Annotated in this window: 24 protein-coding genes; 10 read left to right on the top strand and 14 right to left on the bottom strand. The window is 74.8% G+C overall.

Translation table 11 applies throughout. From position 1 onward, the window contains the following. Positions 1 to 371 precede the first annotated feature (371 nt). From ACIPYS_RS08240 to ACIPYS_RS08220, 5 genes are all read right to left on the bottom strand, one after another. Entirely contained in the window at positions 372 to 1,550 is a 1,179-nt protein-coding gene (locus ACIPYS_RS08240) for a CopD family protein (RefSeq protein WP_400744710.1), read from the bottom strand. A gap of 160 nt (positions 1,551 to 1,710) precedes the next feature. Further along, on the bottom strand, positions 1,711 to 2,235 hold the full coding sequence (locus ACIPYS_RS08235) for a MarR family winged helix-turn-helix transcriptional regulator (protein WP_400744708.1): 525 nt from the start codon (positions 2,233 to 2,235) through the stop codon (positions 1,711 to 1,713). A 98-nt stretch (positions 2,236 to 2,333) separates the two neighbouring features. After that, positions 2,334 to 3,275, bottom strand: a complete 942-nt coding sequence (locus ACIPYS_RS08230) for a M56 family metallopeptidase (protein ID WP_400744706.1) — start codon at positions 3,273 to 3,275, stop codon at positions 2,334 to 2,336. Further along, positions 3,272 to 3,760, bottom strand: coding sequence for a BlaI/MecI/CopY family transcriptional regulator (locus tag ACIPYS_RS08225; RefSeq protein ID WP_400744704.1), 489 nt, complete (start codon positions 3,758 to 3,760; stop codon positions 3,272 to 3,274). Before ACIPYS_RS08225 ends, ACIPYS_RS08230 begins: the two co-directional genes overlap by 4 nt. Positions 3,761 to 4,036: 276 nt before the next feature. Continuing rightward, positions 4,037 to 5,299, bottom strand: a complete 1,263-nt coding sequence (locus tag ACIPYS_RS08220) for a hypothetical protein (RefSeq protein ID WP_400744702.1) — start codon at positions 5,297 to 5,299, stop codon at positions 4,037 to 4,039. 372 nt (positions 5,300 to 5,671) lie between these two features. On the opposite strand from ACIPYS_RS08220, the gene ACIPYS_RS08215 reads away from it, so the two are divergent. From ACIPYS_RS08215 to ACIPYS_RS08205, 3 genes are all read left to right on the top strand, one after another. Beyond that, entirely contained in the window at positions 5,672 to 6,325 is a 654-nt protein-coding gene (locus ACIPYS_RS08215; RefSeq protein ID WP_093863946.1) for a GPP34 family phosphoprotein, read from the top strand. A gap of 369 nt (positions 6,326 to 6,694) precedes the next feature. Then, complete coding sequence (locus ACIPYS_RS08210; protein ID WP_400744700.1) at positions 6,695 to 7,027, top strand: barstar family protein; 333 nt, start codon at positions 6,695 to 6,697, stop codon at positions 7,025 to 7,027. A 225-nt stretch (positions 7,028 to 7,252) separates the two neighbouring features. Beyond that, on the top strand, positions 7,253 to 7,933 hold the full coding sequence (locus ACIPYS_RS08205; protein WP_093863945.1) for a hypothetical protein: 681 nt from the start codon (positions 7,253 to 7,255) through the stop codon (positions 7,931 to 7,933). Between the two features lie 93 nt (positions 7,934 to 8,026). Here ACIPYS_RS08205 and ACIPYS_RS08200 read toward each other — a convergent pair whose 3' ends face one another. Beyond that, the gene (locus tag ACIPYS_RS08200) at positions 8,027 to 8,440 is read right to left on the bottom strand and encodes a cupin domain-containing protein (protein WP_400744728.1); all 414 of its coding nucleotides are present in this window, start codon (positions 8,438 to 8,440) and stop codon (positions 8,027 to 8,029) included. Positions 8,441 to 8,754: 314 nt separating this feature from the next. Here ACIPYS_RS08200 and ACIPYS_RS08195 point away from each other — a divergent pair, with 314 nt between their 5' ends. Further along, positions 8,755 to 9,708 carry a helix-turn-helix domain-containing protein gene (locus ACIPYS_RS08195; RefSeq protein ID WP_400744699.1) on the top strand — a complete coding sequence of 318 codons (954 nt, stop codon included), beginning with the start codon at positions 8,755 to 8,757 and terminating at the stop codon, positions 9,706 to 9,708. An 85-nt stretch (positions 9,709 to 9,793) separates the two neighbouring features. On the opposite strand, the gene ACIPYS_RS08190 is transcribed toward ACIPYS_RS08195, so the two are convergent. Both ACIPYS_RS08190 and ACIPYS_RS08185 read right to left on the bottom strand, forming a co-directional pair. Continuing rightward, positions 9,794 to 10,468 carry a DUF4360 domain-containing protein gene (locus tag ACIPYS_RS08190; protein ID WP_400744697.1) on the bottom strand — a complete coding sequence of 225 codons (675 nt, stop codon included), beginning with the start codon at positions 10,466 to 10,468 and terminating at the stop codon, positions 9,794 to 9,796. Positions 10,469 to 10,807: 339 nt separating this feature from the next. After that, positions 10,808 to 11,281 carry a GreA/GreB family elongation factor gene (locus tag ACIPYS_RS08185; protein ID WP_400744696.1) on the bottom strand — a complete coding sequence of 158 codons (474 nt, stop codon included), beginning with the start codon at positions 11,279 to 11,281 and terminating at the stop codon, positions 10,808 to 10,810. Positions 11,282 to 11,481: 200 nt separating this feature from the next. Here ACIPYS_RS08185 and ACIPYS_RS08180 point away from each other — a divergent pair, with 200 nt between their 5' ends. Both ACIPYS_RS08180 and ACIPYS_RS08175 read left to right on the top strand, forming a co-directional pair. Further along, entirely contained in the window at positions 11,482 to 12,183 is a 702-nt protein-coding gene (locus tag ACIPYS_RS08180) for an RDD family protein (protein ID WP_400744695.1), read from the top strand. A gap of 314 nt (positions 12,184 to 12,497) precedes the next feature. Continuing rightward, complete coding sequence (locus ACIPYS_RS08175; RefSeq protein WP_400744693.1) at positions 12,498 to 14,702, top strand: HelD family protein; 2,205 nt, start codon at positions 12,498 to 12,500, stop codon at positions 14,700 to 14,702. 72 nt (positions 14,703 to 14,774) lie between these two features. On the opposite strand, the gene ACIPYS_RS08170 is transcribed toward ACIPYS_RS08175, so the two are convergent. From ACIPYS_RS08170 to ACIPYS_RS08160, 3 genes are all read right to left on the bottom strand, one after another. Then, complete coding sequence (locus ACIPYS_RS08170; RefSeq protein ID WP_400744691.1) at positions 14,775 to 16,334, bottom strand: multicopper oxidase family protein; 1,560 nt, start codon at positions 16,332 to 16,334, stop codon at positions 14,775 to 14,777. Positions 16,335 to 16,445: 111 nt separating this feature from the next. Continuing rightward, a complete protein-coding gene (locus tag ACIPYS_RS08165) occupies positions 16,446 to 16,934 on the bottom strand; it encodes a hypothetical protein (RefSeq protein WP_400744690.1) in 489 nt (162 codons plus the stop codon). Positions 16,935 to 17,000: 66 nt separating this feature from the next. Then, entirely contained in the window at positions 17,001 to 17,459 is a 459-nt protein-coding gene (locus ACIPYS_RS08160; RefSeq protein ID WP_093865423.1) for a DUF5990 family protein, read from the bottom strand. Between the two features lie 397 nt (positions 17,460 to 17,856). On the opposite strand from ACIPYS_RS08160, the gene ACIPYS_RS08155 reads away from it, so the two are divergent. Next, the gene (locus tag ACIPYS_RS08155) at positions 17,857 to 18,471 is read left to right on the top strand and encodes an RICIN domain-containing protein (RefSeq protein WP_197698667.1); all 615 of its coding nucleotides are present in this window, start codon (positions 17,857 to 17,859) and stop codon (positions 18,469 to 18,471) included. A 249-nt stretch (positions 18,472 to 18,720) separates the two neighbouring features. Here the strand turns inward: ACIPYS_RS08155 and ACIPYS_RS08150 are convergent, their stop codons facing one another. Further along, positions 18,721 to 19,452 (bottom strand): sulfite exporter TauE/SafE family protein, encoded by a 732-nt coding sequence (locus ACIPYS_RS08150; RefSeq protein ID WP_400744687.1) that lies wholly within the window; start codon positions 19,450 to 19,452, stop codon positions 18,721 to 18,723. Positions 19,453 to 19,604: 152 nt separating this feature from the next. Here ACIPYS_RS08150 and ACIPYS_RS08145 point away from each other — a divergent pair, with 152 nt between their 5' ends. Together ACIPYS_RS08145 and wrbA are read left to right on the top strand one after the other, a co-directional pair. Then, the gene (locus ACIPYS_RS08145) at positions 19,605 to 19,877 is read left to right on the top strand and encodes a hypothetical protein (RefSeq protein ID WP_093863938.1); all 273 of its coding nucleotides are present in this window, start codon (positions 19,605 to 19,607) and stop codon (positions 19,875 to 19,877) included. Between the two features lie 128 nt (positions 19,878 to 20,005). Next, on the top strand, positions 20,006 to 20,683 hold the full coding sequence (wrbA, locus tag ACIPYS_RS08140; protein WP_400744685.1) for an NAD(P)H:quinone oxidoreductase: 678 nt from the start codon (positions 20,006 to 20,008) through the stop codon (positions 20,681 to 20,683). 58 nt (positions 20,684 to 20,741) lie between these two features. Here the strand turns inward: wrbA and ACIPYS_RS08135 are convergent, their stop codons facing one another. Continuing rightward, a complete protein-coding gene (locus ACIPYS_RS08135) occupies positions 20,742 to 21,539 on the bottom strand; it encodes a TIGR04222 domain-containing membrane protein (RefSeq protein ID WP_400744683.1) in 798 nt (265 codons plus the stop codon). 171 nt (positions 21,540 to 21,710) lie between these two features. On the opposite strand from ACIPYS_RS08135, the gene ACIPYS_RS08130 reads away from it, so the two are divergent. Further along, a complete protein-coding gene (locus ACIPYS_RS08130; protein ID WP_400744681.1) occupies positions 21,711 to 22,658 on the top strand; it encodes a molybdopterin-dependent oxidoreductase in 948 nt (315 codons plus the stop codon). Positions 22,659 to 22,722: 64 nt separating this feature from the next. Here ACIPYS_RS08130 and ACIPYS_RS08125 read toward each other — a convergent pair whose 3' ends face one another. Next, positions 22,723 to 23,136, bottom strand: a complete 414-nt coding sequence (locus ACIPYS_RS08125) for a GNAT family N-acetyltransferase (protein WP_400744680.1) — start codon at positions 23,134 to 23,136, stop codon at positions 22,723 to 22,725. Positions 23,137 to 23,153 lie beyond the last annotated feature (17 nt).

Raw genomic sequence — 23,153 nt, 5'->3', positions numbered from 1 at the left:
GCCTGACACCACCGGCCCGCGCCACCCGGCGCACCCACGCCACCCTCACCACGCCCCGCCCGGCAACCCGGGCGGGGCGTCGGCGTTCCCGGGCCCGCCGGCCACCCTGCGACCGGGCCGGAGAGGCACGAACAGGCCCGGCCCGGAACGGAGTTCACCGGGACCGGCCCGGCCGGACTCCCCCGGACCCGACGGACAGCCCCCACAGCCCGGACGACCGCCCCACCCAGGGTCCGCCGACAGCACGAGACCCCTGGCCCCGGCCACCTCCGTGAGGTGGCCGGGGCCAGGGGTCGTCGATCCTTACGGACGGATCCGCCGAACGAATCCGTCGGCAGCGGGACGGCGGACCGCCGAGCGCGGTCGGTCCGTCAGACCGCCGCGGCGGGGAGCGGGCGGCGGGCGAGGAGGTCGGAGACCTTGGCCGTCGCGTACAGGGACACCGCGAGGGCGACCACCAGTGCGGCACCGGCGGCGAGGATGCTGCCGGAGAAGACCGCCTTGGGGCTGCCGGCCTCGGTGCGGGCCGAGCCGGCGATGAAGGGCAGCACCAGCAGAACGGCGAGGCCCAGCGCGACCTCGCCCCACACGACCTTGGGGAAGTGGCCGAGGGTCAGGTCGCGCAGCGTGGCCGTGTCGTCGGCGAGGCGGGCGCGGGTGATCCGGGGCATCAGCCAGAACTGGTTGAAGGCGCCCGCGGTCACCAACCCGGCCACCAGCAGGATCTTGACCAGCAGCGCGATGCCGTACCCGGTGGTCCACAACTGCGGGACACTGCCGACGTGCTTCCAGCTCAGCCACAGGCCGGAGACGGTGATCGCACCGACGCAGACCATCGCGACGAGGCCGAAGCGCTGCCACAGCTGGGCCCAGAGCAGCCCGGCGCCGTCGCCGAGGCGGCCGCGGGTACCGGCCAGGGCGACCAGCAGGGCCAGTCCGCCGAGCCAGACCGTGCCGGAGACGATGTGGACCTGATCGAGCACGAGGTCGAGCCAGCGGTCGAAGGCGGTCGGGGTGGTCGTGGGCACGGCGGCGACCAGCGTGACGGCGATCGCCGCGGGCAGCGCGGCGAGGACCACACGGTCGGCGTGCCGGCGGACCGCCGGGACGAACAGGGCGACCATCACGGCCGCGGTCGCGACGAGCACGATGTGCTGCACGAGATAGACCGTGCCCTGGGCGATCCAGGCACCCTTGGCGGCCGGGGCGCGGAGGAAGTGCCAGATCCGGTCGGGGGCCAGGGCGTCTCCGAAGGGCATCCCCTTGCCGGAGCGGGCGACGCGGGCGGCGAGCTGGAAGTAACCGGCGACCAGCAGCACCACACCCGCCCAGGCGACGAAGGCCGCCGATCTGGATCTCAGCACCGCGGCGTCGGGCCCGGCTCCGTTGCGCTCGGCGTTCCTGAGCGCGGGACGCACCGCGGCGGCGTATCCGACGGTGGCGCCGATGGCACCGCTGAGGCCGATGAAGTAACCGGTCTTGGTGAGGATCCGCCAGGTCTGGGGCATGGTGTATCCGGCCGTGTCCGCGGCCAGCATCAGGCTGTTCATGAGGGAAGGCTAACCTCACAAAGGTTAGCCTTCCCTTACTTTTTACGGACTGATTGTTCTACTGGAATCAAGCCGTTATGCCCCGGGGAGACGTCCGGGAACAGTCGGACGCGAACCGTCCCCCACGGCCCTGACCTGGGCGTTCCGGCACCCGGACCGCTCAGGCGGGCCGGGGACCGGCCGTCGGCGCCCGACCCCCGCCCGAGGCCTCGCCCAGCCCGCCGGCCCCTCGGGCGGCGGCCGCGCACACGCGCCGGAGCAGCGAGTTGAGCTCGACGCGCTGGCCCCTCGTCAGTGCGGCGAGCAGGCTGTCCTGCGCGGCGGCGGCGTCGGAGTGGAGCAGGTCCAGCGCGGCCCGGCCCGGGTCGGTGATCGCCAGCAGTTCCTGGCGGCCCCCGATGTGGACCACCGTCGACTGCAGCAGGCCCCGGGAGAGCAGGTCGTCGAGCGCCCGGTGCGCGTCCGCTCCCGACATGGCGAGCCGTTCCACGAGATCGCGTCGGCCGTGCGGCCCCAGAGTGGCCAGGGTCGACAGCAGCGACTGGTGGGCCGGGGTCAGTCCGCGGTGCTCCAGCCGCTCCGCGAGCAGGCGGTCGACGGCACGGCCGGCCTCCGAGAGGAGGTAGACGGTCTGCTCGAACGGACTCGAGGATCCCTTCCGTCCGTCGTACAAACCGTTCCCCATCGTCGAGAGCGTGCGACGTCCCGCTGCCGGGACGGTGAGCCGAGGCTCACCATATCCGCGCTTCCGAGCATTGGTCTACATCGATGTCGTCACATCGGTCACCGGCCGACGAGCGCCTCCGCCGCGTATTCGACGTACTCGTGCAGGCCGTACGCCAGGCCCAGCGCCAGCCCGGTCGCGGCCACCACCGCGGTGACGAGCCCGGCGGCGGCGAGCCGCGGGCGCCGCCCCTCCGGTCCGGCCGGCGCCGGTTCCAGCAGGGCCCGGACCCGCAGGGGCACCGGCCCCGTGCTCACGGACAGCGGCCGGACGGCGGGCGCGCCGGGTCCGGCCGTGCCGACCAGAGCGGCGCGGGCGATCGCGGTCGCGGCGAGCCTCCGGTCGGACACCGAGCGGGCGGCCGCCTCGTCGGCCCACCGCTCGAGATGGAACTCCAGGCCGGTGCGCAGCCGTGCGAGGGCGGGATGGACGGCGGCGGCGAGGTCGGCGGCCACCGAGAACAGGTGGTGGCGCCCGCGGAGGTGGGCCCGCTCGTGCGCGAGCAGGACCGCGCGTTCCGGCGCCGCCAGGGATTCGAGCATGCCCTCCGTCACGACCACGCGACCGGCCCGCCCCCGGTGGCGCGGCAGGGCGAAGGCCTCCGCCTCCGCTCCCGGTACGACGAGCACATCGCCCTCCGCCGTCGCCCCGGCGGTCAGCCGCCACGCCCGCGACAGCACGGCGCGGTGGCGGCGCACGGCCCGTACCAGCCGGACGGCCTGCACGACGAGCACTGCCCCGGCGACGCCCGCGACGGGAAGCACCGCCGGCCAGTGCCTGGTCACCCCGGTGAGCGGCAGCTGTTCGAGGCCCGCCAGGAACGGCACGTGGAGGAGGGCGACCAGCACCGCGACGGTGCCGCCCGCCAGCAGGACCGCCGCGCCGGCGAGGGCCAGGGCGGCTTCGCGCGGCGCGAGCAGCCGTGCGAGCCGGGACGCCGCGGGCACGGCGGCCCAGGGCAGCAGAACGGCCAGGGCGACGACCACCAGGACCGGCGTCATCCCTCGTCCGCCCGCTCCGCGTCCTCCGCCGCGGCGTCCTCCGCCGCAGCCGATTCCTCAGCCGATTCCTCAGCCGCGTCCCCAGCCAAGTCCTCCGCCACCGGCTCCTGTTCGCCCTCGGCGGCGAGCAGCAGGCTTCGCAGCACGTCCTCGTCGTCCGCGGACAGGGAGGACACGAACCGCTTCAGGACGAGATCCCGCTGCGGTTCCTTCTCCAGCTCCCGGCGCATCCGCCCCGCGGCCAGACCGGCGGCGTCCGCCACCGGCGCGTAGGCGAAGGAACGCCCCGGGCGCGTCCGGTCGAGCGTGCCCTTCTCGTGCAGACGGGCGAGGATCGTCGCCACGGTCGTCCGGGCGAGGTCCTGCCGCAGCGCGCCCTTCACCTCCTGGGCGGTCATCGGCTCGGCCGACGCCCACAGCACCGCCAGGACGTCCGCGACCAGCTCCCCGTGCGGACGCCTCGCCTCCTGCCTGCCCCTCACCATCTCGCTCCCTGTTCCCGCCCTGTTCCGACGCCTTCGACCGGCACCCCAGCCCACCGGCAAGGCCGACGGCCCCGGCCGCCCGGACCGGCACGGCGAAGACAGCGCGCGTCCGGTGTGGGTGAGGTGTGCCCGGTCGACTCTACGCGGACCGTCGGCGCACGCCGCAAGCCAGTCGGCCCCGGCCGCAACCGGCCGCGGCGGCGACCGGCTCCGGCCGGACCAGGTGGTCCGGGTGGACCAGGTGGTCCGGGTGGGCGGCAACGCGGGGCGGGCGGTTCACACGCGGACCGCGCCGGGGCGGTGCTCCGCGCAGAACCACCCCCCGGGATAGAGCCGGGCGCCCCGTCCGCAGGCCGCTCCCCGGCCCGCCGAACAGGCCTCGCGCCGGACCGGGGCGAGCTCCGGGCGCAGGATCCGCGCGGGAGCGGCCGTCGGCTCGGGGAACCAGATCGCCTCGCCGCTGTCCCGCACCTTCAGGGTCGCGAACTGCCGCTGCCGCCGCACGGCCCGGTCGGCCCGGTCGGCCCGGTCGACGGCGCAGCGGGTGTCCCGACGGGAGTGGGAGCGCGGACCGAAGGCGGTGGAGCGGTGTGCCGCCGGTCCCCGGTCGACGGCATCGGCATCGGCATCGGCATCGGCATCGGCATCGGCATCGGCATCCGACTCGTCGGCCGGCGTGAGCGTGCCACCGCTGTCGAGAAAGGCCTCGCGGTCCTCGGCCGAGGACCAGAAACGGTGCACACACCGGGCCGCCCGCACGGTGAGCGGGACGCAGCGCCCGGCGGCGATGTCGCGGACGAGGTCGTCGAACTGCCGCGGCCGCGGCCCCCACCGCGCGTGGCGGCGCCCGCAACTGCCCTGCCTGCGGACGGGACACGGTGTCGGCATGCGGTCGCAGAGTTCCAGGGTGAGGGCCCGCACGCCGCCGCGGACCAGCAGGTCGCGCTCCGCGCGCACGGCGGCCGCGGGCAGGTCGTCCGTCCTCGTCCAGTGGACCGCGTCGATCAGCGGGGACCGCGGGTCCACCGTGTGCCAGACCGCCGTGATGCCGTCGGCCCGGGCGGCGGCGTCACGGCTGCGGGCGCTCGCTGCGGAAAGGTACGACACCTGTGGTTCGAACCCGTACCGCTGTCCACCGGCGCCGGTGACCAGGACGCCGGTGCGCCGCCTGCCGGTCGGGTCGACCGCCCCCACCTCGGCGGTGTGGCCGGCGCTCTCGGCCGCGCGGACGTACCGCTCCCGGTAGGCCTCGCGCACATCGCTCCCGCCGGACGGGCGGCGGTGCGGATTGTGGTGCGCGGCGATCCGCAGGCCCTGCCGCTCGAAGACGTACATCCAGGCCCGGGCACCGCGGGCGGCCCGGCAGTCCGGGCAGTGGAGTCCGCGCTGGTCGACCGGCCTTCGGTCACCGATCAGCCGCTCCCACAGGCCGGGGTGCGCGGGGTGCCCGAGGTCGTCGCGGTCCAGGTCGAGGGGGGCATTGACGAGAGCACAGAAAACGGGGTTGCGTTTGGAGGTTTCGCTGTCGAAATCATCCATGGCATCTCTTTCTCTGCCTTCGGCTACCGGGGTAGGCTCGGGTGAAAGGGTCCGCTGCTGCCATTCCAACGCGCGAACACCCTCGGGACTCCCGGATTTCGATCTCCCGCCGACAATCGGCCTGATGTGCGCGGGGGTTCGCCGTGGATTCGTCGGGGATTCGGTTGCCCGATCCGCTCCGGTCCCGGGAACGCGGTGATTCCCCGTACTTGCCCGATATTCACCGCGCCGGAAATCGGCCACGCCGGCCACGCCTGCCACCCCGGTGAACGGGCACGGCCGCAACCCGTCGTCGAGTAGTCCTCCCGACGGAGGGCGGATCCGACCGCGGGGTGACGGACGGCACCGGCCCCCGCCCGTATCGTCGGAGGCATGAGCCGAGCCCTGCATCTCTCCGGCTACCTGCTGGCCTTCGACACCCGGTCCCAGTCCCTCCAGGACCGCACCCGTGCCGGTTTCCTGGTCCGTGCCGCCACCCTGGCCGAACTCGCCCACCGGGGCGCCCTCGCCGAGGACGGATCGGGGCATGTCCGGGTCCTCTCCGCCGACCCCACGGGGGACGGCGTCCTGGACGCGCTGCTCGCCGAGGCGGGCGGCACGTCACGCAGTTGGAAGGCCTGGATCCGGCGCGACCGCGAGGACACCCTGGACGCCGTCGAGCAGCGACTCGCGATGCTCGGCGTGCTGACCGTCTCGGACCGCGCCCCCCACGGCCCGGTCGTACCGCGGCGGCCGGTGGCGATGGACGACCCGCGCGAGGCGCTGGACCTCCAGGCGCGGGTGGCGGAGCTGGTCCGCGGCGGCACCCCGGCCGCCGAGGCTCCGTTCGCGGACGCGGTACTCGCCGCCCTGGCCGCCCACGGGCACCTGCGACTGGTCCTCTCCCGCCACGACCGGAAGGCGCACGCCGACCGCGTCACCGCCCTCACCGACCGCCTCGCCAGCACCGCGCCCGGCCTGGCCCGCGCGGTGTCCGGGCTGAACCTGACGATGATCGCCGCCCAGGGCGGCATGGGCGGCGGCTGACCGACCGCGGCGGCACAGGGGTGGCAGTGCGGTCGCCACCGATGGCGCGGGTGACGCTGCCGTCGGTCCGGCCGAGGGCGCGCCGGTCGCACGTGATGCCGTAGGCCACGGGCGAACCGCTCCCGGTGCGGGCCGGCGTTCCTGGTCCGGCCGACGGTAGGTCGCGCGCCCCCGCCCGCTCGCCTCCTCGCCCACTCGTCCACTCACCCGCACGTACGACGTGCCACTGGAAGGCAGGGGAAAACCGCTCGCGAGCGCCGGGACGACGGCGCCGCCCGCCCGTGGCCGGAGGACCGGTCCGTCCTGTGCTGGTGGCTGCCCACGTTCTGGGGTGCCCCCGAGGATCCGGAGCCGGACCCGGGCCGGTCGGTGCTGATCGACGTGGGTGGGGTCCGCGACGAGCGGGGCCTCCATGCGGTCCTGCAGCGGGAGCTCGGCTTCCCTTCGTTCTACGGCAGGAACTGGAACGCCTTCCGGGACGCGGTCACCGGCCTGGTCGTCCTCCCCGCCGAGCTCCGGTTCACCGGCTGGACCGCCCTGGAGCGCCGTGTCCCGCGTTCGGCTGCCGCACTGCGGGAGCAGCTGGAGCGGTACCGGGATGCCTTCGGACGCTGCGTCGTCCACTACGACGGCGTGCCCGGCGGATCGCACGAAACCGGTGCGGGTCCGCCCGCCGGGTGCGGGGGCGCCGAGGACGACTGAGGCCCAGTCCGCAGGTCCGCGTCAATCTCCTCAGGGCGTTCCGGCGTCGGACAGCCTCCGCCCGTCGCCACAAAGCCACAGGTCAGGGGGGCGGTGCGGGCATCCGGCGGCCGGCCGCGGACGGCGTGGCGTGCGTCTCATCACAGGCGCGGCCAAGTTCGTTTCCGTCTCAATGTGGTGGGATGTGCGCACACAAGGTGATGACCGTTGGACAGGGGGTGTTCCATGCGGAACGGACTGTTCGGGCTCGGGCCCGATGCGGGGGCTGCGGATCTGGTGGCCGTGGGGCTGGTCCGGCTGGCCGTTGAGGAGCGGCTGGGGCTCGCGGAGGGCGCGCCGCCGTGGCTGGGGCAGATGCGGGCCGCCTCGTTCGCGGACGCCTGGCTGGCGTTCGCCGACCCGGCCGCGCCGGGGCTGCGGGTGCCCGCCGAGACGGTGTTGCGGGCGGTGGTGCTGCGGGCGGGCGAGCTGGCGCTCCGGCGCGAGGACGGGGACGGTCCGGCGGCGCTGGAGCGGCTGGGGCGGGAGTCGGCCGGGGCCCGGGAGTGGGCAGACCTCACGGAGGTCTCGCACCCGGCCGAGCCGGACGCGCTCGTGCTGGTCTGGTACGGGGTGAAGACGGCGATGGCCGGTGCCGATCCGGTGGCGGCGGCCGAACGGGAGACCCTCGGCGCCTGCATCCTCGACCGTGCCCGGGCCTACGTCCGTGAGCACCGACGCCGCCAGGACATGCTCGCGCTCGTCCTGGCCTGCGCCCGTTCGGCGGCGACGACGCTCACGGATCTCAGCGACGGCGACCGGGACCGGGCGCTGGCGGTCCTCGACGAGCACGCCGCACGGCACATGGCGCCCGGCGCCCCGGTGCCGCTGTGGGTCCCGGGACGGCCGGGCCAGCTCGCGGGCTGAGCGGGGCGCGGCAGGTGAGCCCTGCCGGACGCCGGGCACAGGACACAGCACGCCCGACGTCGGGCACAGGACGCCGGACGCAGGCCCCGGGACTCAGGTGCCGGCGCCACGCGCGAAGGCGTACTGCTCCTCGGTGACCGGCTCCAGCCAGGTGGTCTCGGGGCTGCCGTCCTCGGTGCCCTCCCACGTGGCCAGGTGTTCCATGGAGCCGTCCGGCGCCGCGCCGTGCCAGTGCTCCTCCCCCGGCGGGCAGACCACCAGTTCGCCCGGCCGGGCCGCGAAGACCGCGCCGTCGCGGGTGCCGATCAGGGCGGTCCCGGAGACCACGTGCAGGCTCTGGCCCAGCGCATGGGAGTGCCAGTGGGTGCGTGCCCCGGGCGCGAAGCGAACCAGGTTGGCGCGCTTCCGGGACGGCACCCCACCGGGATGGACCACGTCCCACCACACCTCGCCGGTGAACCACGCGGCCGGGGCCCTGCCGGTGGCCGCGGGCCGGGCGAACTCCATGATCATGTTCTCCAGAGGGGCGTGCCGAAGGTAATCCGCCGTTCGCACCGCCGTCGTCCGCACCCGCCGCCGGTCGCGCCACGACGCTCGCACGCCGCAAGGCCGCCGAAAAGGGGACACCTCCGTCACCCGCCGTTTTCACCGGGGGAGAAAACTCTCCCTCCCACCGGACTTGCCGCAGGCACCGGCGCCCGGGCACGCTGCTCGCTGCTCCCTGTGCTCGCCGTGCTTGCTGTGCTTGCTGTGCCCGGTGTGCCGCTTTGCTAGCTGCCGATCCCGTCCCCGGCAGGGGCGGCCGCTGCCAGACTGGGGGCGTGAGCACCCCAGGCAGCCGCCCGAAGGAACTCGGCGCTTTCCTCCGCACCCGCCGGGCCGAGCTGACCCCCCGACAGGTCGGGCTGCCGTCCGACGGCGCGCCGAGGCGGGTCGCGGGGCTGCGCCGCGCGGAGGTCGCGCGACTGGCGTCGATCAGCACCGACTACTACACCCGCATCGAGCAGGGCCGGATGCCCGCCTCCACCCCCGTTCTGGAGGCCCTCGCCCGGGCCCTGCGCCTCTCCCCCGACCAACGGGCCTATCTGCTCGGCCTGGCCGGACGGCCGCCGGCCGATCCCCCGGCCCGCGCCACGGCGGAGGTCACCGAGCACAATCGCCGGCTGCTCGCCCAGCTCGCCACCGGACCGGCCCTCGTCCTGACCCGCACCATGGACGTGCTCGCCTGGAACCCGCCGGCCGCCGCACTGCTCACCGACTTCGGCCGCCACCCGGCCCGGGACCGCAACTACGTGTGGCTGCTCTTCAACGACCCCGTGCTGCGCTCCCGCTACCGCGACTGGGCGGACGGCGCCCGCGCCTGCGTGGCCCATCTGCGGATGCACTCGGCCCGCCGCCCGGACGACCCGCGGCTGCACCGGCTGCTCGCGCGGATGGCCGACCACGTCGACTTCCAGCGCTGGTGGCAGGCCCGCGAGGTCGCCGTCCAGGCGTCCGGGAACAAGCGGTTCCGGCACCCGCTGGTCGGTGACCTCACCCTGGACTGGGACACCCTGACCAGCGCCACGGCGCCGGACCAGCACATCGTGGTGTGGACCGCCGAGCCCGGCAGCGCCTCCGAGGACCGGCTGCACGCCCTCGCCGCGCGCGGCGGAGTCACCGCTTCCCAGAATCCGGCCGCTCCCCCGGACCCTGCCACTTCCCCGAATCCGGCCGCTCCCCCGCGTCCGACCGCTTCCCCCGACCCCGGCCACTCCCTCGATCCCGCCCACTGACACCCGCCACGCCGCGCCCGGACCGGCCCGAGGCGCACCGCCGCCCCGGCCGGGGTGCCCGGCCGGGGCGGTGACGGCTGCCCGGTCAGCCCTGGGGGCAGCGCTTCCACGCGAAGTGATAGACGGTGTTGATGCTGCCGTCGGTGGAGTCCATCGTCATGAAGCTGGTGGTCCTGGTCGGGTCCGAGCTGCCGGCGGCCACCCGGAGCTCGGTGTTGATGTTGAAGTTGCGCAGTTCGCCGCACGGCGCCCAGACCAGGGCCTCGACCGCGACGGTGTCGGTCGCCTGCCAGCTGTCGTCGAGCGCGCCGCTGAAGCTGTGGCTGGAGTAGGTGGTCTGCGGCGACCCCTGGAAGTAGTAGTTGGCACGCTGGACGGCGGTCGCGCCCTTCTCCAGGTGGGCGAAGCCCCGGTAGTCGGCGGCGGCGACGGCGTACGTGAAGCCCTGCGGGACGTGCACGTTCAGGTTGAGCTGACAGTTCTTGCGGAAGTCCGTCGGCTTGGAGCCGAGGCCGACCTGCGCCACGTAGTTGCTGTAGGTGACCGTGAACGCGGTGTTGTCCGGGGACACGGCGACCGCGGCCGTCCCGGCCGGGCAGCCGGAGCCGTTCACGGTGGCCACGGAGATGACGATCTTGTCCGGCGGCGGGGTGTCCCACCCGGTGGCGAAGGCGGTTCCGGCGCTGCCGACCGTGCCGACGAGGGCCGTGCCGAGCAGGGCCGCGGCGGCGGAGCCGGCGGCCAGGGTGCGAAGGGACATGGGCGATTCCTCCCTCTCGCCCGTCGGCTCCGGGCCGCACCCCCTCGTGCGGGACCACCGACGAGCTTGACGCGTCCATGTCAGCACGTGCTTCCGGCCCCGTACAGCGGCGCGGCAGAGCGCACACCGGGGCGCCCTGGCGGACGCCTCCCGCCCGGCGCGCGCGGTACGCCCCGGGGCGCGCGCCACCCGCACGCCCGTCGGACCAATCGCCCGTCGGGCCACTCGCCTCGCGGACCACTCGCCTTCGCGCCCGGGCACCGGTCGCCCCCGGCCCTGCCGCCGCCCGGCCCGGCCGGGCCGGGCCGGGCCTGGCCGGTCCGACGGCAGGAGCCGTCGTCACGCTCCGGTGTCGCCCCCGATCGACAGCACCTCGGCGGTGGTCCGACCGCCGGGAGCGTCGTACTCGACGGTCTCGCCGACCCTGCGGCCGAGCAGGACCTGACCGAGCGGGCTGTCGTCGGTCACCAGCTCCGGGTCCAGCTCCTCGGCCAGTTCGCCGATTCGCACGGTCAACTCGGCGGCGTCCGCGAAGCGAAGGGTCACCGTACTGCCGACGCCGACCGTCTCGGTGCTCGGCGCACCGGCGACCGCCGCCTCGCGCAGGCGGCCCTCGATCACGATGATCCGGTCGTCCAACCGGTCGAGAACGTCGGCCCGTTGCAGTTCGTCGGCCTGGTCGGCCCGGTCGCCGACCTCCTCGCCGCCCCGCAGCGTGGCGGCGACGGCCTCGCGCTCCGTGCGCAGGTCGGCCAGGTCCCGCTCCAGCGCGGCACGGCCGGCGTCGCTGATGGGTTCGGGTACACCGGTCATTCCGGCCTCCCTGGTCGAGCCGCCCGATCGGGCGGCACAGGCTGATTCCGGCAATCCGAACATAACAGGACTCCTCGGTGCCCGGCTCGGCGACAAGGTCGCCCCTGATCGGTAACGACTTGCCCGTCCGTCTTCCCGCACCCGTCGGATGATCGGTAGAACAGCCGTACCACCACCTCCGAGGCAGGGAACCAGCCAGGATGAGCACCAACGGCCCCACCGGGTACGGCCAGAACGAGAACCCGTACGACGGGTCCAACCCCTACGGACAGCAGAACCCCTACGGCGGTCAGCAGCCCCCGTCGGGCCAGCAGCCTCCCTACGGCCAGCAGGCGCCGTACGACCAGCAGGCGTACAAGCAGGAGGCCCCGTACGGGCAGCCGGGCTACGGCGTCCCCCCGCAGCAGCCCTACGGCCAGCAGCCGCAGGCGGCCGGTCTGCCGCACTGGCTCGGCCAGCCCGTCGGCTACGGCGGCGCCCCGGTGCCCGGCTCCCGTCAGCTCGCGCCGATCGGCGAGCGGCTGGTCGCCCGGCTGATCGACGTCGCCGTGCTCATCGTCCCGACCCTGCTGGTCTTCGCGGCCCTCGGCGCCTCGATCCTCTACTACGTCGTGGCGGGCCTGCTCTCGTTCGGCTACGAGGCGGCGATGCTGCTCACCCAGGGCGGCCAGACGGTCGGCAAGAAGGTGATGAAGCTGCGGGTCGTGGACCTCGGGCACGGCGGGAAGCCGGCCGAGAACGCGCTGCTGACCCGCGCCGCCGTGTACACGCTGCCCAACGCGGTCTACTGCATCGGCTCCCTCTTCGCGCTCGTCAACGTCCTGTGGCCGCTGTGGGACAAGCCGCTTCAGCAGGCCCTGCACGACAAGGCGGCCAAAACCGTGGTGGTCAAGGAGTCCTGAGCCGCGGCGTCCCGCAGCATCCCGCGGACGCCCCCGGCCGGAGGTCGGGACGGGCACCGGACCGGTCCTCGTCCGGTGGCCCGCCCGACATCCGGTCCCGTAACCACCTGCCGACGTCCGGTCCCGGAACCACCTGCCCGACGTCCGGTCCCGGTGCGATCCGCCACCGGACCCGGGGCCCTCGGAAGGTGACGCCGCGTCGGACCGGCGGCCCGGACGGCGGTCCGTGGACACAGCTCGGCCCGGAACGTCAACATTTACATTCCTCCCGCGTCCTCGCATAGTGGCAGGCCGAACCCGAGAGGAGCGCTGCCTTGCCGCAGGTCGAGGACAACGTGGTACACCAAGTGGAGCTGGAGCGGGCGGAGGTGGCCGCCGTCGTGGCGCTGTTCGACGAGCGGCTCGCCGACACCCGGGCGCGGCTCGTCGGGACACTCGCCGAGCAGGCGGACGGCGCCACCGAGGCGTACGAGAGGGACCTGGCCGCCGAACAGCTCGCCCGGGAGGTGCGGCGCCTCGAAGGGGCCGAGGGCGGCCTGGTGTTCGGCCGGATCGACCTGGCCGACGGCACGGCGCTGCGGATCGGCCGGCTGAGCCTCCAGCGCGAGGAGGACGAACTGCCCGCCCTGGTCGACTGGCGCGCCGACGCCGCCCGCGCGTTCTACGAGGCGACGCCCGTGCATCCGATGGGGCTGCGCCGGCGCCGCCACCTGCGGCTGACGGACCGCACGGTGGTCGGGGTGAGCGACGAGCTGCTCGACGGTTCCGAGCCCACCACGGAGGACGTGGTCGGCGACGGCCCGCTCGCGGCCGCGCTCCAGGCCCGCCGGACCGGCCGGATGGGCACCGCGGTGGCCACCCTCCAGACCGAGCAGGACGCGATCGTCCGCTCCCAGCACCGCGGCGTCACCGTGGTCCAGGGCGGCCCCGGCACCGGGAAGACGGTGGTCGCACTGCACCGCGCCGCCTACGTGCTCTACGCCTTCCCGAAGGCCGCCGAGCGGGGCGTGCTGGTACTGGGGCCCAACGCCCGTTTCCTGGACTACATTTCGCAGGTGCTGCCGTCGCTCGGCGAGAGCGAGGTCGTGCTCGCGACCTGCGCCGAACTGGCCGCTCCGGACCGGTACCACGCGACCGGACGGGCGGCGGACCGGAACGGCGCGACGGACCGCGCGACGGGACGGGCGGCCGACCGGGACCGTGCGACGGACCGGACGAGCGGGACCGCCGCGGCGGGGCCCGGCGCCGCCGTCGAGCGGCCGGAGGCGGCCAGACTCAAGGGCGACGTCGCGCTGGTCGGCGCCCTGGCCGCGACGGTGCGCGAACGGCAGGCCCCCGGTGGTGAGTTCGCCGTGCGGGTCGGACAGGACGACGTCCGTCTGGGCGAGGCGGAGGTCGCCCGGACCCGTGACGCCGCACTGCTGGGCGGGCTCCCGCACCACCGGGCCCGCGGGCTGTTCAAGGAGATGCTGGTCGACGCGGTCACCAGGAACCTGGCGCTCGAGGCCGCCGAGACACTGGAGCGGATCGACGCCGAGGTGGCCGAGCTGACCGGCCTCGACCTCGACCGGGCCACGGCGGCCGACCTGCGCAACCTGGGCATCGAGGCCGATCCGGGGGCCGGCGGGGCGGAGTTCGACGCGGACGCGATGCGGGCGGCCCTGCTCGACGACGACCTGGTCGAGCGCACGGTCGAGGGGCTGTGGCCGCACCTCGCACCCGCCGAGGTCGTGGACGCCCTGCTCGGGGACCTCGGCACGCTGGCCGCGCGGCTGCCGGGGTTCACCGCCCAGGAGCACCGCGTCCTGCTGCGGACCCCGGGCTCGCCCTGGACCGACGCGGACCTGCCGCTGCTGGACGAGGCGGCCGCGCTGCTGGACGGCCCGCCCGCACGGACCTTCGGCCACGTGGTGGTGGACGAGGCGCAGGAGTTCACCGCGCTCCAGTGGCGCACGGTCCTGCGCCGGTGCCCGGCCCGGTCGATGACCCTGGTCGGCGACTTCGCCCAGGCCGGCCCGGCCACGACGGCGCGCGGCTGGCACGAGGCGCTGGACCCGCACCTCGGCGGCCGGTTCGACCTGCGCACCCTGACCGTCAGCTACCGGACCACCGAGGAGATCCTCGCCACCACCCGCGAGCTGCTGGCCCGGATCGCGCCGGACCAGGCCCCGATCGGCTCGATCCGGCACGGCGAGGAGCCCCGCAGCCGCGACACCTCGGCCGCCGGACTGACGGACACGCTGCTCGCCGAACTGCGCGAGCAGTCGGCCGCCCACCCCGGCGAACTCATCGGCGTGGTCTGCCCGGACGGCTCGGTGGAGGCGCTGACGGCGGCGGGCGCGGACCGGTATGCCCGGCTCGTCCCGGCCTCCGAGGCCCGCGGCCTGGAGTTCGACGCCGCCGTCGTGCTCGACCCCGGGGCGATCGCCTCGGCCCGGTCCGGCGGCGACCGCGACCTGTACGTCGCGCTCACCCGGGCCACCAAGCGGCTGTGCACGATCGTGGTGCGCGGGGACTGACCTGGCCTCCGGGCCCCGGGGGTGGCGGGCGGGTCACCCGCCACCCCCGGGTTCCCGGGACCCCGTCCCCGGTCAGGCGCGGTAGGCGAGCAGCCCCATCATCCCGGCCTCGCCGTGGTACGCGTTGTGGCAGTGCGTCATCCACCGCCCCGGGTTGTCCGCCTCGAAGTCGCAGACCACCGTCCGCCCGGGCAGCACGATCACGGTGTCCTTGCGCGGGCCGTCGTCACCCACCTGGAAGGTGTGGCCGTGCAGGTGCATGGGGTGCCACATGTCGGTGCGGTTGACGAACTCCAGCCGCACCCGCTCGCCGGCGCCGACCAGGAACGGGCGCGCGGCCGGGTCGGCCATGTCGAAGCGACGGCCGTTCAGCGCCCAGTCGTACTTCGCCATCCCGCCGGTCAGTTCGATCCGGTGGGTGCGGTCGGGCGTCCGCCGCGGCAGTCCCGCCTCGTCCGCCGCCTTCAGGTCGGTTGCGGCGAGCAGCCGGCCGTTCAGCTCGGCGGGGCGGAACCCGGCGGCCGGCGCCTCGCCCGCACCCGTGCGGACCAGGGCCCGCCCGGCGGCGTCCTTCCCCTCGGCGAGCGCGGTCAGCGGGAAGACGCCGTCCTGGAGGGTGACCAGGACGTCGTAGCGTTCACCCATCCCGACCAGCAGGGCGTCCACCTCCTCGTGGCGGACCGGGTAGCCGTCGGTGTGGGTCACGGTCAGCCGGTGGCCGCCCAGGGCGAGGCGGTAGGCGGTGTCGGCGCCCGCGTTGACGATCCGCAGCCGCATCCGCCGGCCCGGTGCCGACCGGTACACCTCGGGGTCGGCGGCGATCCGGCCGTTCACCAGGTGGTGCGGGTGACGGACGTCCCCGGCGTCGCCGCCGAGCAGTGGGCTGGTGGCGCCCATCAGCATGAACGACCCGCTGCCGCCACTGCCGTTGGCGGACATGCTCCGGCCCGCCATGCTGTGTCCACCCATGTCGTGGCCGCCGGAGCCACCACCCCCGCCCATCCCCTTGCGGAGCTCGGCGAACGCCTGGTCCGGCGTGCCGGTGACACCGTCCAGCCAGTCGTCCAGCACGACCACCCACTCCTCGTCGTACCCGAGCGGCTCGTTCGGGTCCTCGACGATCAGCGGCGCGTACAGGCCCCGGTCGAGCTGCACCCCGACGTGCGGGTGGAACCAGTAGGTGCCCGGCCGGTCGGTGACGAAGCGGTAGGCGAAGCTGCCGCCCGGCGCGACCGGCCGCATGGTGACCGGGGGCACGCCGTCCATGTCGTTGCGCAGCGCGAGGCCGTGCCAGTGGAGGGAGGTCGGGTCGGGCAGGTGGTTGTTGAGGGTGGCGACCAGGGTGTCCCCCGCCGTGGTGCGGACCGGGGTGCCCGGGAGAGCCCCGAAGGTCCAGGTCCGGGCGGTGGTTCCGCCGCCCAGGTCGACGGTGTCGGCCGTCGCGGTGACGGTCACGGGACGCTCCCGGCCGGTGCCGCCCCGGGCGGCCTCCGCCCGGGCGACGGGGCTGCCGGAGGGCTCGACGAGCGGCGGCGGCGCGGGACGGTCCGAACAGGCGGCGAGCAGGCCGGCGCCGGCGGCGCCGAGGCCGGCGAGCAGGAGGGAACGACGGTTGACGGTGAACTCGGGCATGAGGTCTCTCGGTTGTGTGCGCGCGTGGCGGCACGGCTGTCGCCCGTGCCGGTGGACGGGACCGCTCGGCGGCGGGGCGGAAGCTTCCGGCTCCCGGCCGCCGAGGGGCGCCTATCTGCGCGCGACGGAGAGAACGTCGAGGTCGGGGGGCGGGGCGCCCGGCCAGGGCAGGCCGGGGTGGGCGAGGGCCGGACGCGGCGCCGGGTCGGGGTGGCCGGGTGCGGCGAGGGCGACGGCGGGCGGGGCGGCGGGGGCCGCGCCGCGCACGGGCACGGTCGAGGAGCAGACCCGGTGTTCGGCGCAGGCCCGGACGGGGTCACTGACGACGGCAGCGCCGTGTGCCGCCTGGCCGTGCGCCGCGTTACCGGGCGCCGCGTTACCGTGTGCCACCGCGCCGTGTGCCACGACAGCGGGGGCGTGCGAGGTCGGCACCACTCCCGCCGGCAGGCTGTGGTGGCCGATCAGCCCGAGGGCCGTCAGCACGAGCACCACGACGGCCGCCCCCGTCCACCGCCGGCGGTTCCGGTCCGGACGCCCGGCCACCCCGCTACGGGCGGCGGGCCCGCGGAGGGAGACTTCGGCGTCCGGGCGGCGGCACATGGCCGTCACCATACCCCACCCCGGTATATGAGCGCCGTAAGTCCGACCCACGGATTCCCGCGACTCTCAGGCGCTCTCCGCCGACCAGGTCACCATCGGCGGACGGACCGCCGCACACAGCGGCAACCCCTTGACGTCCGTCAGCCCGAGCCGGCCCACCAGCCGCCCGGCAGCCACCGCCTCCTCGAGCACCCGCCCGTCCACCCCGTCGAACATCAGCTTCGCCCGCCGGAACATGGTGAACCCCTCGTCCGGGTCGACGTTCCCCCACACCAGGTAGACGAACCGCTGCCCCGGCCGCCCCTGGATGTAGGGACCCTTGAGGTCGATCCCCTCACCCAGCGGGCTCGCCGTGCACTCCAGCGTCCAGGTGGCCGAGGCCGCGTCGCCGGGGTGGAGGCCGATCAACTCCCCGGGCCGCTCGCGCCGCTGCACGGCCACCTGCACGTCGAGGAGATCGGGAGCCCCCGGCCCGCCGGGGCAGGTACGGCCGGGAAGGTCGACTGCTTCGATTCGGATCTGCACGGAGACAGTCTCCCCGCCCCACCCTCCCCCGCGCATCTTCCATCGGAAGGGACTTCCGGAAGCCAGCCTCCCGACCGGAGGTGAGCGCTCGTACATGGTGATCATCGGCGGTGGCGCCGGAATGCATCACAGCCGTCCGATCCGATCCATCGGCTTCGACCAGGGTTCGAGGTCCCTCGGGGGCGTGGCCCTCGGTCGGAGCAGGCTCCGCTGCTCGTGCCACGGCCTGCGCCACCGGTGAGGGTGGGCAGAGGCGGTGACAAGCCGGCGGACGGAAGCGGTGGTGCGTATTCCTACAAGCTCCGTGCCCGTTCGGTACGGCAGGCTGACCCGGGCAGGGTGGCAACGGTCAGGCCGCCGCCCTCGACCGTCATTCCACCGCCCATGGGGAGCAACCATGAAGAGGTACCCGCGCGTCGTCGTCGGCGCCGTGGCCGCCGCCGCCTGTACCGCCGCCCTCTCCGGGACCGCCGTCGCGACGTCCCCCGCCGCCGGAGCAGCCGTGCCCGCCTGGGCCGCCAACGCCCCGGCTCCGTTGCCGGGCTTCCATCTGATCCTGCCCGACAGCCCCGAGGCCGCTGCCGCCCGGACGGCCCTGGAGACCTTCCGCTTCAGGAACCGTCATTCCAACCTCTGCCTGGAGATCCGAGGCGACTCCACCGCCAACGGGGCCGCCGCCAACCAGTGGGCGTGCAACGGCTCGGCCACCCAGGCGTGGATCAGTGGGAACAACCCGCAAGGCGGCTTCAAGTTCACCAACGCCAACTCGGGCAAGTGCCTGGAGATCCGTGGCGACTCGACCGCCAACGGGGCCGCCGCCAACCAGTGGGCGTGCAACGGCTCCAGGACGCAGGGCTGGTACTGGTACGGCAACAGCGACGGCTCCATGTACTTCCGGAACGTCAACTCGGGCAAGTGCCTGGAGATCCTCAGCTGGCGCACCGGCAACGGCGACCCGGCCGGACAGTGGGACTGCCACTACGGCAACAACCAGCTCTGGTTCGAGGCCTGACAATCCCGGAGCACCGGGCGGGCCGACCCGACCGGCCCCGGGGGTGCGACCGCACCGACGAGATCCACGGACGACCGCCCGCCCGTCACGGAGGGCCGCCGGACCGTTCGCCCGGCGGCCCCTCCCGCCCGGTCGGCCACCTCTCCCGAGGGCGCCCGACTCCTGTCAGGCGCCCTCGGCGTTGACGGGCGGGCCGCCCCGGTCCCCCTGCACTCCGTGACCACGTCCTGGTCGGAGGCCCCCGGAGGGTCAGAGTTCCCAGAGCCCCTTGGCGAGGGTGACCAGGCCGCCGGCCAGGGCCAGGGTCAGCACCACCAGGCGAGCGGGGCGTTCGGGTACGCGGTCCGAGAGGAAGCGGCCGACGGCGGCGCCGAGCACGATGCCGGCCCCGGTCGTCGACCAGGCGGGGGCGGCCAGGTGCGGGACTCCCTTGGCGGCGATGGAGAAGACGTTGACCACCACTCCGTAGATCTGCGCGTTGGGGACGAACTCGCGGGTGGTCCAGCCGGTGTTGACCGCGTATAGCGAGACGGCCGGGCCGCCGACGCCGGCGGCGGAGTTCATGAACCCGCTCGCGGCGCCCGCCGCCACCGCGCCCCGGACGCCGCGCAGCGAGGAGGCCCGGATGCCGCGGATCACCAGCAGGGCCGCCGCCGTGACCAGCAGTCCGATGCCGATCAGCAGGGCCGGCGGGGGCACCCGGTCCGCGACCCAGGCCCCCATCGGGACGGTGCAGGCGGCGGCCGCCATCAACGGCAGCATCCGGCCGAGCCGGACCTGCCGCCAGCTGCCGGCCAGGCCGATGGCGCTGATGGCGCAGGACGCGCAGTTGGACAGGGTCACCCCGTCACCGGGACCCAGCAGCAGGACGAGCGCCGGACCGCAGACGAGTGCGAAGCCCATGCCGGCCAGCCGCTGCACGGACGATCCCACCAGCACCAGCAGCCCCAGCAGTACCGCGGCACCCCAGCCGTCAGCCACGTTTCCCCCTTCTCCCCTGTGCAGCCAGCCAACCGCATGCCAGGGCGGCGCAGCTCACCGGGTTCCCCGTTGGACCCCCACGAACTACTACAGGTCTGTAGAGTTGCGATCGACGACCCGCACGCAGCCAGCAGCAGCCAGCAGGGGGAGACATGGCAGACCGTCCGGACCCGGACCTTCGCATCGACCCGGCCGACGGAGCCGGGTGGCAGCCGCCGGAGCACGAGGTCGAGCCGGCGTACCAACCGGTCCAGATCAACCGGGCCGACGGCAGCTGGACGGTGGGCCGGATCAACGGCTGGTGGCGGCCGTCGGCCGGTGGGCGGGCCTGGTGCCGGGTCCGGGCGCTGGGCCGGGGCGAGGCTCCGACGTGGGTGCTGTTCGATCCCGAGCGCCTGCTGCTGCTCCCGGCCTGCGGCACCTGAACCGGCACCCGGCCGGCGGCCCGGCACGGTCCGGCCGGAACCGCTTCCAATACCCGCCCCGATGATCTTGCTGTGCCCATAGCATGATCCGCACAACCGATCATCAATTGACAGGCGGGGAGAGGGACATGACCGTAAAGGTCGCAGTCATCCACTACAGCTCCACGGGCACCGTGCACGCGCTCGCGCAGGCGGTTGTCGAAGGAGCGGCCTCCACCGGGGCCGAGGTCCGGCTGCGGCGGGTCGCCGAACTGGCGCCCGACAAGGCGATAGACAGCAACCCGCGGTGGCGGCAGCACGCCGACGCCACCGCGTCCCTGGAAGAGGCCACCCTCGACGACCTGGCCTGGGCGGACGCCTACGCGTTCGGCACGCCCTCGCGCTTCGGCGCGCCGGCGGCGCAGCTCAAGCAGTTCATCGACCAGGCCAGCGGGCTCTGGCAGGAGGGGCTGCTGGCGGACAAGCCGGTGACGGTCTTCACCGCCGCGTACAACCGGCACGGCGGCACCGAGGCCACGATCCTGTCGCTGTCCAACGTCTTCTACCACTGGGGCGCACTGATCGTCCCGCCCGGTTACACCGACCCGGTCGTGTTCGCGGCCGGCGGCAACCCGTACGGCACCTCCTCGACCGGCGACTCCGAGGACGGTCCCGACCCCTCGACCCTGGCCGCGGCCCGCTACCAGGGCGAACGCCTGGCCCGCACCACCCTCCGCCTCCGCGCGGGCACCCTGGCCCTCGCCACCCCCGACGCCCTCGACGGCGCGGACGGCGAACTCCGCGCCAACAGCGCTCCCTCGCACTGAGGCTCGCCCGGAGCGACCGGGGCCGCCGCCATCGGGCGGCGGCCCCTCGCGGGTAACGTCAGGCTTCCGGACGCCGCGCCGCGGTGGAACGGCGGGGGCGCGGCGGGCGGGGGGCGGCTCCGTGGAAGGCCGTGGTGAGGTGGTGGCGGCCGAGGGCGGCGACGCCGTCGGCGGCGACGGCGGCCCAGGTGGTGCGGCCGGCCGGGGCGAGGGCGTCCGGGGCGAGCCGCCAGCCCGGCGGGAGGGGGGCACCGGCCCGGACCGCCGCGAGCAGGGGTTCCGCCCGGGCGGCCGGGCGCCAGTAGGGGCCCATTGGGCCCAGCGGGTCGGGCGGTGTGCCGAAGCGGCCGAGGACGAAGGCCGCGAGTGACGGCAGCAGGGCGGCGAGCAGCAGGGCGAGGCCGCCGTTCGTGCCGACGGCCGCGGCGACCCGGATCGTCCCCACCGCGAGGAGGATCAGCAGCGGAACCACCAGCCATGTCGGCAGCAGCAGCGGACGGCCCCGGTCGGGGCCGGTGTCGCCGCCGACGATCAGACCCCGGGCGCGCAGGCCCTGCTCCAGTCGGCAGGCCGGCGCACTGGTGCCGAAGGCGGACCGCGGTGCGCCGAGCCATCCGGTGCCGGACGGTCCCAGCGCGGCGAGCAGGACCGCCTCCACCTCGTCCCGCGGGCGGGGCCGGACCACCCGGACCATGCCGTGCCGGTCGATCTCCACCCGCGCGTCCAGGAGCATCCGGGCCAGCGCCGTCTCCGCGACCCGCCAGACCCCGCCGGCCAGCAGGGCGAGCTCGTGCAGCGTCAGTTCCTCGCCGTCCGGGGGCACTCGGCCCGCCGTCCGGCCCCGCGGTCCGCGCACGACCACCACCCCGCCCCGTCGACCGGCGCGCCCTCGGCGCCGACGCCCGCCAGAGTATCCGGGCCCGGTTCCGCATCGGCGGGCGGCCGCTGGGGTACACGGACCGTTCGGGGGTGGGTCCCCTCCGCCCTTCCGGCCCCCCCGGGCCGCCCGACGACGTACGGAGTCCGCGTGCAGGCAGCGCCCACCGATCCGAGCGTCCCCGACGCCTTCCTCACCCCCGTCGGCCAGGTCTTCCGGCGCAGCCACCTCGGGCCACCGCCCGAACTCGACGCCGACGTCTGGACACTGAGCGTCGAGGGCCTGGTGGACCGGCCGCTGCGGCTGGACCTCCCGGCCCTGGGCCGACTGCCGCGCACGGACCTCACGGCCTTCCACGAGTGCTTCGGCGACCCCGCCCGCCCGGAGGCGCCGACCCGTGCGGTCGCCAACCTGGCCTGGTCCGGAGTGCGACTGTCCGCCGTGCTGGACCTGGCGGGTGTGCGCCCGCAGGCCCGTCACATCTGGCTGGAGGGTGCCGACCGGGGCGCGTTCGCGGGCGAGCAGGGCCTGACCTATCTCAAGGACCTGCCGCTGGACCTGGCCCGCGCGGAGGTGCTGCTCGCCGACACCGTGAACGGCGCGCCGCTGCCCAGGGAGCACGGGTTCCCGGTGCGGGCGGTGGTGCCCCGGTACTTCGGCACCAACTCGGTCAAGTGGCTGACCCGTGTCGTGCTCGCCGACCACCGGCCCGAACACCTCTTCACCACCCGGTTGTACACCCGGGTCCCGCCGGGCGGCGGCGCGGCCCGTCCGGTGCGGGAGGTCGAGGTCAACAGCAGGCTGGTCGGGGCGCGCGACGGGGACGCCGTTCCGGCCGGGCCGTTCCAGGTCACCGGCCGGGCCTGGGGCTTCGACCCGGTGGTCGCGGTGGAGGTCGCCGTCGACGACGGCGGCTGGCGCCCGGCCCGGCTGGAGTCGCGCGGCCCGCAACCGGTCTGGCAGCGGTTCACCCTGCCGTGCGCGCTGGCTCCGGGCCGGCACCTGATCCGCTGCCGGGCCACCGACGCCCGGGGTCGCGTACAGCCGCCCGGCGGCGCGCGGAACGCCGTGCACGGGATAGAGGTGGTGGCCCGTTGAGTCCCCGCCGACTCCCCGCCGACTCCCCGGAGGCGCACTGGAGGCGCACTGGAGGCGCCCCCGCTCAGAGGCGCATCAGCCCGGCGGCGGTCGGCCGGAATCCGCACTGCCCGTAGAAGGACTCCAGGTGCGGTTCGTAGTCGACGTGCAGCCACTGCGCGCCGGACGCCCTCGCCTCCTCGGCTGCCGCCCGGACCAACCGTTTCCCGAGCCCGTGCCGGCGCTCGTCCGGGTGCACGGTGGTGTCCAGGACGAAGGCGTGCGCACCGCCATCACCGACGACGTTGACGAATCCGACCAGCCGGTTCCCCCGGCGGGCCGCGATCCAGATCAGACTGCGGGCCAGCATCGGCGCGAAGGAGACCGGGCTGTGGGCCGGCCAGGACGCGCCGAACAGCTCGTTGAGCTCGGTGTCCGTCAGCTCGGGACGCACCACCAACACCTCGTCGTCGGCCTGCGACGAATCACTGATCATCATGCGGGGCAGCCTGTCAT

The organism is Kitasatospora sp. NPDC089913 (assembly GCF_044748625.1).
Lineage (GTDB): Bacteria > Actinomycetota > Actinomycetes > Streptomycetales > Streptomycetaceae > Kitasatospora.
This window is presented reverse-complemented; position numbering and strand designations above follow the sequence as displayed.